Genomic DNA, 11,121 nt, shown 5'->3' with positions numbered 1-11,121 from the left:
CCGGCGGGGTCCTCATGGCGGGGGTGGTCAGCGGGGTCAGCACCTTTGTCATCGGCCTGATCTTCTCGTTTTACATCCTCCTGCAAAAAGAGCGCCTGGCCCGCCAGGGCCGCCAGGTGCTCTACGCCCTCCTTCCCGAGTCCTGGGCGGACAAAACCCTGGAGGTCCTCCGCCTCTCAGGCCGCACCTTCTCCAGCTTCCTCTCCGGCCAGTGCGTGGAGGCGGTGATTTTAGGGGCCCTCTTCGTGGCGGCCATGACGGTGTTCCGTATGCCCTACGCCCTGCTGGTGGGGGTTCTCATCGCCCTGACGGCCCTGATCCCCGTGGTGGGGGCCTTCATCGGCTGCGTAGTGGGGGCCCTGCTTATCGCCGTGACGAACCCCTGGCAGGCGGTGGGCTTCGTGGTCCTCTTCCTGGTGATTCAGCAGATTGAGGGGAACCTGATTTACCCCCATGTGGTGGGCAGTTCCGTGGGCCTTCCCTCCATCTGGGTGCTGGCCGCCGTCACCCTGGGCGGCAAGCTGATGGGCATTGCGGGGATGCTGTTTTTCATCCCCCTGTGCTCCGTGCTGTACGCCCTCTTCCGGGGCTTTGTCAAGGCCCGCCTGAGCGCCCGGAANGTCCCCCCGCGAAAATGGCGGGGCCCCTGAACGCGAAAAAGCCCTCCGAATCCTTCGGAGGGCCTTTCCTTTTGCCATGCGGCCCATTTCCGGCCCAGGCNCGAAATGGGAATATTCCGATAGACCGGAAACCTCTCTTTGTGGGGCCTGACCCCCTGGTCAGGCCTTTCCCNCAGGCCCNTGGCGCTTCCAATAGAAACTATCAAAATTTCCCCTTGACAACTTTCCTTGTCAGTGCTATCCTAGAATTGACAATGATACTTGTCAATTCGACAACCACCCTTGTCAAAGAAAGGAGCCCATCCATGCCCTTAACCAACNGGCTGAAAGAGCACCGGGCCCGCCTGGGGGTAAACCAGCAGCAGCTGGGGAGCCTTGCGGGGGTCTCCCGGCAGACCATCAGCCAAATTGAGCGGGGAGATTATTCCCCCTCCGTGACGCTGGCGCTGAAGCTTGCGAAGATCTGCGGCGTGCGGGTCGAAGACATCTTTACCTATCAGGAGGACGAAACCCATGAATGAGAAAAGCGAGAACCGAAAGGCCCTGCCCAAATTCACCCTGTCCCTGCTGGGCTCCTTGCTGGTGGGAGGCGTCATCGGCTTTGCCGTTGGCCTTTCCCGGGCCATGGGCCTGGATACCGCCGCCCTGGCGGAGGGGCTGAGCGCCGCCCTGGCGGCGGTTACCCCCTGGGGCATCCCCGTCACCTCGGCGCTGACCCTGGGAAGCTGCCTGGTCCTCTACCGCTCCGCCGCGAAGAAATTCGCCGCCTGGGACGGCGGGGACGAGGACGAAACCTCGGAGTCCATCGACNNCGCCCTGAGCTGGGTCCTGCTCCTCAGCGCCGTACAGCTGCTGTTCAACCTGTTCTTCCTCTCCGCCTTCTGCATCTATTGGATGGACAGGGATATCCGGGCCCTGGCCCTGNTGGGCGTGTTCCTCCTCTCCTGCGGCTTTGTGATTTTTGCCCAGCAGAAGGCCGTGGACCTGACCCGCCGGATGAACCCGGAGAAGCGGGGCAGCGTCTACGACACGAAGTTTCAAAAAAAGTGGATGGACAGCTGCGACGAGTCGGAGCGCCGCCAGGTGGGTCAGGCGTGCTGCCGGGCCTATATGGTCTCCAGCCGGTTCTGCTTAGGGCTGTGGCTGGCGCTGGCGATTTTGAGCATGGTTTTTGAAGTAAGCATTCTCCCCACCCTTGTCCTGCTGCTGGTCTGGGGGGTCATGCAGGTGACCTACAGCCTGGAGTGCATCCGGCTGGGAAAAAGAAATTGAACTATACGATTCATAGCAAAAAAACCGGCGGGGCCCGCCCCCCGGCCAGGCCATCCCCNGGATTGGGGAACGGCCCGGNCAGGGGGCCGGGCCCCACAGCAGATCCTTACATTTAAGCTGTCTCTTCCGTTTCCGCTGAAAGCGCCTCCTCCGGCAGCTCCGCCGGAACCCGCGCAAAGGTGAATTTCCCGCTGGTTTTCCGCCCATGGACCAGGATGGTGTAATCTCCCGTTTTGGGAACCTCCACCCGCTGGTCCCCGTTCAGCGGGGCTCCCTCCAGGAGGGTGTTCCCGTCCTCGTCGCTGATTTCCACCTCCAGCCAGCCGTTCCGGGTGTCGATCCGGCCCACCAGGGCGTCCCCGGCCTCCAGCCGGAGGGTGTGGGAGTCGAAGCCGTTGAAAAACTCGTAATCCATGCGGAAGCTGGTTTCGTCGGCGCAGCGGGAGCAATTGCGGACGTTGATAAACTCCCCGTTCTCATAGGCCCAGGCGGCGGCGTAGAACACCATCGCCGCCCCCACCAGCNAAAAGCAGAGAATCATCCCCAGCCAGTCGTACTTGACCCGTCCGCCGCCCCGGGCGCTGAGCAGGGTCTCCACCCCCAGGGCCACCAGAATCAAAGGCGAGGCNTTCAGAAGCCACCCGATCTCCATTTGGGGACACAGCAGGGAAACCAGCATGCCGGTTCCCGCCGCCACCAGGACGATGCCCAGGGTAAAGGTCCCCACCCGGCGCTGGGGGCGGACGGCCTCACTGGCCGTCATGGTCCGCCTCCTTCTNTTCCGCAAGCTCCTTTTCGTACTTCTCCACATTGAATTCCGATTTCCACTCCAGGGTCACCGGCGCGGGCTCCTCCGGGACCTCCGGGGCCTGGGGCTCCGGCTCCTGGTGGAACTGTCCCTCCGCCTCCGTCCAGGGGGTGGATTTCATTTTGGGAGGCTCCGCCTTGGGAGGCGTGTAGGTAGGCTCCTCGCCAAAGCCGCCGCCCTTGGGGACCTTGGGGCCCTTGATGAACCAGAGGCCCACGGCGATAATCAGCACCGTCCCCAGAATCCGGGGCATATCCCAGACCAGCAGGCCATAGAGCCAGTCGAAGATGGGAAAAAGGTCTTTCAGCGTTCCCAGNAGCCGNCGGGCGAAAATCTGGTATACATTATAAAGGCCCACCACCACCAGTACCCAGCCGATGAGGCTTCCCCGGCGGCTGAGAATGCGGCTCAGCTTCCGGGAGTCCATCTCGGACATGCCGAACATGAATTCGTCCTCCGGGGCGAGCCCATCCCGAATCTGGCGGCGGAGGTTGAAGCTGTCAAAAAAGGAATACAGCCACAGCGGGGCGATAAGCACCGCCAGCACCCCCATCTCCAGAAATACCGCGATAAAGAGCAAAGCGGTGGCAATGATGGTCTGGGAGATGCCCCGCTTCATATAGCCCTGGCACATCTGCCCGCAGCCGGGGACGCAGGCCCACATCAAATGCCAGCAGCCCCGGAACAGTTTGCGTAAAAACCTCATGAGTGATTTCCTCCTTCTATGAACTGGCTGGGGCGGAACCCGTCAAAAAAGTCTGATAAACCGGATACAGTCTGACGCAGGGAGTCGCTGATTTCCCCGGTGAGGCCCGTGAGCCGCCGGGAGATGCTGGGCCGGTCCTCCGGTAAGACCGGGCAGGAAATCTGTACGCCCCCGCCGCCCCACAGCACCGTTAGGGCCAGGGTGACGGCGGCCGCGGCGGTGGCGTACCGGCTGACCGCCAGCCGNAGGGCCCGGCTCCGAATCCGGGCCCAGAGCGTCTTTTGACAGGAGCGCTCCGGGACCAGCAGATCTCCGCCCTCCAGGGCCAGGGTGTAGCGCTGTAAGCACTCGTCGCAGAACGCCAGGTGCTCCGCGATTTCCAGCCGCTCCAGCTCGTCGAAGCGGTCCTCGCTTTGCGCCAGGGCCGCCAGGGCCCGGTCGCTTAAATGTCCGTCCTCACGGAATACCATGCCTTCCACTCCTTTCCAGTGCCTCCCGGAGAAGCTTCTTGCCCCGGGAGAGCTGTGTATAAACGGTCTTCACCGGCCTGCCCAGGGCCAGGGCCGCCTCTTCNGGAGACTGCNCCTCTNAAAGGCACAGGCGGCACACCTGCCNGTAGGGCTCCTTCAGCTCCCGGATGGCCCTTAAAATGTCCGCCTCCCCGCTTCTTCGAAGCACCGCCTCCTCGGCGGGCGGGGCCAGGCCCCGGGCCAGCTCCTCCTCCCCCGNCANGACGGTCCGCCGGTTCCAGGCGCTTTGGAGGTGGTCCTTGGCCTTGTTGGCGGCGATGCGGCTGAGCCACTGCCGCTCATAGCCCTCCGGCATGCTCTCCCGGTGGATGTAGGCGGAGAGGAAGGTCTCCTGGGTCAGGTCCTCCGCGGCCGCCGGCTCCCGGACCAGCTGGAAGCAGACGGTGTAAACCAGCCGCTCGTATTGCAGGACCAGCTCCGTAAACCGCTCCTTTGTTATAACAGCCACGCCGTCTCACCACCCCCTCCGAAGAGCCTCCGAAGCGCCTCCCCGGCGGCCCTCTGTCGTCCGACACCCATCANACGAAATGGNGCTTGCGAATTCTTCAAAATAATCGAAAAAATTTTTTCTTCGTCCCGGAGGGAGGAAGGCCGGCTCTGCCCAAACTTATTCAATATTGAATAAGCTCTATTCGTTTATGAATAAAACGACGCGAACCCGCCGCCATTTGCGCGGTTTCCACAGAAAGCGCATCCCTGTCCCTGCGATTTTCACAAAGGCCCGGGCGTCTTCTCTGCGTTCCCGGCTCCAAAATGCTACTCATTTTTGAATAACACTTCCAGATTCCGGGGACGGCCCTCTCCCAAACGTAGAAAATTCCCTCCGGTTTTTTGGCAATCTGAACAGGAAACTGGCCGGAGCGGCAGAAACTGAGGCTTGCAGAATTGGCACAGGATTTGCTATAATAACTGCCGGACAAAACGGGGCTGTCCCCGAAAAAATGAAGGAGGAACGCAAGCCATGTATCAGACCGTTCGTTATGAAAAGAAAGACCGTATCGGCATCGCCACCATCAACCGTCCCGAGGCGCTGAACGCCCTGAATTCCCAGGTGATCGCCGACNTGGAGGCGTTGATTTCGGAGGTGGAGAAGGACACGGAGCTCCGGGCCTTCATCCTCACCGGCGAGGGCCGCTCCTTCGTGGCCGGGGCCGACATCGGCGAGCAGAAGCCCATGGACGTTGGGCAGGGCCGCAAGTGGGGCCAGCGGGGCAGCGCCCTGTTCCGCCGCATCGAAAAGCTGGAGATTCCCACCATCGCGGCGGTGAACGGCTTTGCCCTGGGCGGCGGCTGTGAGATTGCCATGAGCTGCGACATCATCCTGGCCGCCGGGCCCAACGCCGAGGGCAAGGGCGGCGCGAAGTTCGGCCAGCCCGAGGTGGGCCTGGGCATCACCCCCGGCTTCTCCGGCACCCAGCGCCTCCCCCGCCGGNTNGGCGTTGCCAAGGCCAAGGAGCTGATTTTCTCCGGCAAGGTCATCAGCGCCGACGAGGCCAAGGCCATCGGCCTGGTGAACGAGGTCTACGCCCCCGAGGAGCTGCTGGACGCCGCGGTGAAAATGGCCCAGTCCTTTGCGGTGAACGCCCCCATCGCGGTGAAGTACTCCAAGGCCTNCATCGACCGGGGGATGCAGATGGACATTGACGACGGCATCGCCCTGGAAAACGAGCTCTTCGCCATGTGCTTTGCCACCGAGGACCAGAAAGAGGGCATGGGCGCCTTCCTGGAGAAGCGGAAGGAAAAGCACTTCCAGAATAAATAAGTCCCAGGGACATTTTATCACAGGAAAAGGAGTTCGGAAAGCATGAAAAAAGTTCNNGTCATNNCCGCGNAAGANGCGGCGCTGATGGTCAAGGACGGCGATACCGTCACCACCGGCGGCTTTGTCAGCTGCGCCTGTCCCGAGGCGCTGACCAAGGCGCTGGAAAAGCGCTTTGAAGAAACCGGGCATCCCCGGGACCTGACCCTTTTCTTTGCCGCGGGACAGGGCCACCGGGACGGCACCGGCGGCGACCACTTCGGCGGCGAGGGCATGTGCAAACGGGTTGTGGGCGGCCACTGGGACCGGGCCCCCCGGCTGGGAGACCTGGCCCTGGCCAACAAGATTGAGGCCTATAACCTGCCCCAGGGCGTCATCACCCACATGTTCCGGGACATCGCGGCCCACAACATCGGAACCATCACNCATGTGGGCCTCTACACCTTCGCCGACCCCCGGAACGGCGGCGGCAAGCTGAACGAGTGCACCAAGGAGGACCTGGTAAAGCTGGTCAGCATCGAGGGGGAGGAGCGGCTTTTGTATAAGCCCATCCCCATCAACGTCTGCCTGATCCGGGGCAGCTACGCCGACGAGTACGGCAACTGCACCGTACATAGAGAGATCGGCCCCCTGGACGTGACCGCCCANTGCCAGGCCACCNAGANCTCCGGCGGCATCGTCATTGTCCAGGTGGAGAAGATTGTCCAGGGCGGCACCCTGGACCCCCGGCTGGTGAAAATCCCCGGCATCTACGTGGACGCCATCGTCGTGGGCTCCCCGGAGGACAACAACCAGTGTCTGGGGATGCCCTATGACGGGGCTCTCAGCGGCGAGTTCCGCATCCCCGTGGACGACATCCCCTCCATCCCCCTGGACGCCAAGAAGATTCTGGCCCGCCGTGCGGCCATGGAGCTGCCCCAGGACGCCATCGTGAACCTGGGCACCGGCGCGCCGGAGAAAATCGCCAACGTGGCGGCGGAGGAGGGCATCTCCGACAAGATGACCCTGACGGTGGAGGCCGGTTCCATCGCGGGCGTGCCCTACGGCGGCACCCAGTTCGGCGGCGCGGCCAACTCCATGGCGATTCTGGACCACAACGTCCAGTTCGACTTCTACCAGGGCGGCGGCCTGGACGTGGCCTTCCTAGGGCTGGCGGAGACGGCCCCCAACGGGGATTTGAACGTCTCCAAGTTCGGCACCCGCCTGGCGGGCGCGGGCGGCTTCATCGACATCACCCAGAACGCAAAAAAGGTGGTCTACTGCGGCACCTTCACCGCCAAGGGATTGAAAACCGAATGCCGGGACGGCAAGCTGGTCATCACCCAGGAGGGCGCGAAGAAAAAGTTTGTCAATAAGGTGGAGCACATCACCTTCTCCGGCACCTATGCCAACAAGGTGGGCCAGCCGGTGCTGTACGTCACGGAGCGGGCGGTGTTCGAGCTCCGGCCCGAGGGCGTGACCCTCATCGAGATTGCCCCCGGCATCGACCTCCAGACCCAGGTGCTGGACCAGATGGAGTTCATGCCGCAGATCAGCGAGGACCTGAAGCTCATGGACGAGCGCATTTTCAAGGATGAGCTGATGGGCCTTGCCAACGACTAAGTCCAAGGGGGACTGCGTCCCCCTTAGACGCTCCGCCGCGCCGTTGACGCGGCTCCGCTGAACCCCCTCACGTTCGCACGGCGAACGTGGCGCGCCCCATGGCGCGGGCAGTGGAGTTCCGGCCAGGCAAAGCCCGCCCGGAACGGATTTGAGGGGTGTGGCAATGCCCCATTAAAACTAGGAGGAACAAAAAATGGCCTTAATGACCCCCCAAGAATACATCGAGAGCCTGCGCAAGCTGAAGACCCGGGTGTACATGTTCGGCGAGGAGATTGAGAACTGGGTGGACCACCCCATGATCCGCCCCTCCATCAACTGCGTCGCCATGACCTACGCCCTGGCCCAGGACCCCCAGTACGCGGATCTCATGACCGTGAAGTCCAGCCTGACGGGCCGCACCGTCAACCGCTTCACCCACCTCCACCAGTCCACCGAGGACCTCATCAACAAGGTGAAGATGCAGCGTCTGCTGGGTCAGAAGACCGCTTCCTGCTTCCAGCGCTGCGTGGGCATGGACGCCTTCAACGCCGTCTTCTCCTCTACCTATGAAATCGACGAGAAATACGGCACCCACTATCACGAGAATTTCAAGAACTTCATCACCATGGTTCAGGACAACGACCTCACCGTGGACGGGGCCATGACGGACCCCAAGGGCGACCGCTCCAAGGCCCCCAGCGCTCAGGCGGACCCGGACATGTACGTCCATGTGGTGGAGCGCCGCCCCGACGGCATCGTAGTCTCGGGCGCGAAATGCCACCAGACCGGCTCCATCAACTCCCACTGGCACATCTTCATGCCCACCATCTCCATGGGCGAGGCGGATAAGGACTGGGCCGTCTCCTTCGCCTGCCCCACCGACGCCGAGGGCATGTATATGATCTACGGCCGCCAGTCCTGCGACACCCGGAAGCTGGAGGAGGGCGCGTCCATCGACGTGGGCAACGCCAAGTTCGGCGGCCAGGAGGCCCTGGTGGTGCTGGACCATGTGTTCATCCCCAACGAGTACATTTTCCTCAACGGCGAGTATGAGTTCGCCGGGATGATTGTGGAGCGCTTCGCGGGCTACCACCGCCAGAGCTACGGCGGCTGCAANGTCGGCGTGGGCGACGTGGNCATCGGGGCCACGGCTCTTGCCGCCGAGTACAACGGCGTGGAAAAAGCCAGCGCCGTCAAGGATAAGCTCATCGAGATGACCCACCTGAACGAAACCCTCTACTGCTGCGGCATCGCCTGCTCNTCCCNGGGCTTCAAGACCAAGGCGGGCAACTACCAGATNGNCCTGCTGCTTGCCAACGTCTGCAAGCAGAACGTCACCCGCTTCCCCTATGAGATCGTGCGCCTGGCCGAGGATGTGGCCNGAGGCTTGATGGTCACCATGCCCTCTCAGAAGGACTTCGAGTCCGACACGGTTGTCGGGCGGAACGGCGAAACCATCGGGGACATCTGCAACAAGTTCTTCGCCGCCCGGGAGGGCGTTTCCACCGAGGACCGCCAGCGCATCATGCGCTNCCTGGAGAACATGNGCCTGGGCGCGGCGGCGGTAGGCTACCGCACCGAGTCCATGCACGGCGCTGGCTCTCCCCAGGCCCAGCGCATCATGATTGCCCGCCAGGGCAACATCCAGGGCAAGAAGCAGCTTGCCAAGGACATCGCCGGCATCCAGTAAGACCCTTCATCAACCCGGACCGGGCCCAGGGCCCTGGAGCCCGGTCCAGGAAATATATGGATTTCCAAAATTAAAATAAGGAGAGAACATCACATGGATTTCAATCTGAGNCGTGAGCACCAGCTGATCCGGAAGATGATGGCCGAGTTCACCGAAAACGAAGTGAAGCCCATCGCCGCCGAGACGGACCTGAACAGCGAGTATCCCCGGGAGAACATCGAGAAGCTGTTTGACCTGGGCGTCATGGGCATGTGCGTGCCCAAGGAGTACGGCGGCACCGGCGCGGACCCCCTGGCCTCCGCCATCTGCATCGAGGAGCTGAGCAAGCAGTGCGCCTCCACCGGCGACATCGTGGCCACCCACAACGGCCTTTGCTGCGACCCCATCCTGACCCACGGCACCGAGGAGCAGAAGAAAAAGTACCTCCCCATGCTGACCACCGGCCATAAGGTGGGCGCCTTCGCCCTCACCGAGCCCAACGCCGGTTCCGACGCCTCCAAGGGCCAGACCGAGGCCAAGCTGGAAGGCGACCACTACGTGATGAACGGCTCCAANATCTTCATTACCAACGGCTATGTGGCGGATGTCTTCGTGGTCTTCGCCATGACNGACAAGACCAAGGGCACCAAGGGCATCTCCGCCTTCATCGTGGAGAGCGGCTTCCCCGGCTTCTCTGTGGGCAAGCACGAGGTGAAGATGGGCCTCCACGGCTCCCCCACCGCCGAGATCGTGTTCACCGACTGCATCGTCCCCAAGGAGAACATGCTGGGCAAAGAGGGCAAGGGCTTCTCCATCGCCATGCAGACCCTGGACGGCGGANGCATCGGCATCGCGGCCCAGGCCCTGGGCATCGCCGAGGGCGCGCTGAACGAGGCCAAGGAGTACACCAAGGGCCGCGTTCAGTTCGGCAAGCCCATTTCCAAGTTCCAGAACACCCAGTTCACCTTCGCCGACATGGAGATGGGCTGCGAGGCGGGCCGCCTCCTGACCTATCAGGCCGCCACCCTCAAGGGCCAGGGCGTCCGCTACACCAAGGAGGCCGCCATGGCCAAGCTCTGGTGCTCCGAGCACGCCATGAANACCACCACCAAGGCGCTGCAGATGTTCGGCGGCTACGGCTATACCAAGGACTATCCCATGGAGCGCATGATGCGGGACGCCAAGATCACCGAGATTTACGAGGGCACGTCCGAGGTCCAGCGCATTGTCATCTCCGCGAATATGGGACTGTAAGAGGAGGAGGAAACGACTATGNAAATCATTGTCTGTGTCAAGCAGGTCCCCGATACCTCCGGCAAGGTGGCCGTCAATCCCNACGGCACCNTGAACCGGGNTTCCATGCAGACCATCACGAACCCCGACGACATGAACGCCGTGGAGGCCGCCCTGAAGCTGAAGGACGAAACCGGCTGCAAGGTGATTGTGGTCACCATGGGCCCCCCTCCCGCGGCCTCCATGCTCCGGGAGCTGATGGCCATGGGCGCGGACGAGGGCGTCCTGGTCTCCGCCCGGGAGTTCGGCGGCTCCGACACCTACGCCACCTCCCAGATTCTCNCCGCCGCCATTGACACCATCGGCGTGGAAAAAGACGACGTGGTCATGTGCGGCCGCCAGGCCATCGANGGCGACACCGCCCAGGTGGGCCCCCAGATTGNCGAGAAGCTGGGCCTGCCNCAGGTGACCTACGCCGCCGACATCCACAAGGACGGGGAAAACATCACCGTCAAGCGGATGCTGGAAGACGGCTATATGACCATCAAGGTCAAGACGCCCTGCCTCCTGACCTGCATCAAGGAGCTGAACAACCCCCGCTATATGTCCATCGGCGGCATCTACGCGACCTACAACAAGCCCCTGGAGACCTTCGACTTTGAAAAGCTCAAGGATCACAAGCTGATCGACCCCTCCACCATCGGCCTCAAGGGCTCTCCTACCAACATCTTCAAGAGCTTCACGCCCCCCCAGAAGGGCGCCGGCATGATGCTGGAGGGCGACGGCAAGGAGACCTGCGAGAAGCTGGCTTCCATCCTGGCCGGCAAACACATTATCTGAGAAGGGAGTATATAGAACATGTCTACTTTCAACAGTGCGGATATCGCTGCCTTCAAGGACGTTTGGGTCTTCTGCGAGCAGCGCGAGGGCAAGCTGATGCCCA

9 protein-coding genes are annotated in these 11,121 nt (G+C 62.4%); 8 read left to right on the top strand and 1 reads right to left on the bottom strand.

The window, feature by feature from the left end; genetic code table 11:
• The 3 genes from JX325_RS08195 to JX325_RS08185 form a co-directional block, all read left to right on the top strand.
• A partial coding sequence (locus tag JX325_RS08195; RefSeq protein ID WP_204790672.1) for an AI-2E family transporter occupies positions 1 to 650 on the top strand: 650 nt, incomplete at its 5' end.
• A gap of 275 nt (positions 651 to 925) precedes the next feature.
• The gene (locus tag JX325_RS08190) at positions 926 to 1,141 is read left to right on the top strand and encodes a helix-turn-helix transcriptional regulator (protein WP_204790671.1); all 216 of its coding nucleotides are present in this window, start codon (positions 926 to 928) and stop codon (positions 1,139 to 1,141) included.
• Entirely contained in the window at positions 1,134 to 1,892 is a 759-nt protein-coding gene (locus JX325_RS08185) for a DUF3169 family protein (protein ID WP_204790670.1), read from the top strand. Before JX325_RS08190 ends, JX325_RS08185 begins: the two co-directional genes overlap by 8 nt.
• Before the next feature lie 1,970 nt (positions 1,893 to 3,862).
• On the opposite strand, the gene JX325_RS08180 is transcribed toward JX325_RS08185, so the two are convergent.
• Positions 3,863 to 4,384 (bottom strand): sigma-70 family RNA polymerase sigma factor, encoded by a 522-nt coding sequence (locus JX325_RS08180; RefSeq protein WP_307819258.1) that lies wholly within the window; start codon positions 4,382 to 4,384, stop codon positions 3,863 to 3,865.
• 513 nt (positions 4,385 to 4,897) lie between these two features.
• On the opposite strand from JX325_RS08180, the gene JX325_RS08175 reads away from it, so the two are divergent.
• From JX325_RS08175 to acrB, 5 genes are all read left to right on the top strand, one after another.
• The gene (locus JX325_RS08175; protein WP_204790669.1) at positions 4,898 to 5,698 is read left to right on the top strand and encodes an enoyl-CoA hydratase-related protein; all 801 of its coding nucleotides are present in this window, start codon (positions 4,898 to 4,900) and stop codon (positions 5,696 to 5,698) included.
• A gap of 42 nt (positions 5,699 to 5,740) precedes the next feature.
• Positions 5,741 to 7,297: an acyl CoA:acetate/3-ketoacid CoA transferase gene (locus JX325_RS08170; protein ID WP_204790668.1), complete on the top strand. Its 1,557-nt coding sequence runs from the start codon at positions 5,741 to 5,743 to the stop codon at positions 7,295 to 7,297.
• Positions 7,298 to 7,490: 193 nt separating this feature from the next.
• Positions 7,491 to 8,966 (top strand): 4-hydroxyphenylacetate 3-hydroxylase family protein, encoded by a 1,476-nt coding sequence (locus tag JX325_RS08165; protein ID WP_204790667.1) that lies wholly within the window; start codon positions 7,491 to 7,493, stop codon positions 8,964 to 8,966.
• A 93-nt stretch (positions 8,967 to 9,059) separates the two neighbouring features.
• Entirely contained in the window at positions 9,060 to 10,199 is a 1,140-nt protein-coding gene (locus tag JX325_RS08160; RefSeq protein ID WP_204790666.1) for an acyl-CoA dehydrogenase, read from the top strand.
• 18 nt (positions 10,200 to 10,217) lie between these two features.
• On the top strand, positions 10,218 to 11,018 hold the full coding sequence (gene acrB / locus JX325_RS18090; RefSeq protein WP_243413993.1) for an acryloyl-CoA reductase electron transfer subunit gamma: 801 nt from the start codon (positions 10,218 to 10,220) through the stop codon (positions 11,016 to 11,018).
• The last annotated feature ends 103 nt before the right edge of the window (positions 11,019 to 11,121 follow it).

Source organism: Oscillibacter sp. CU971 (assembly GCF_905219725.1).
GTDB lineage: Bacteria > Bacillota > Clostridia > Oscillospirales > Oscillospiraceae > Oscillibacter.
This window is presented reverse-complemented; position numbering and strand designations above follow the sequence as displayed.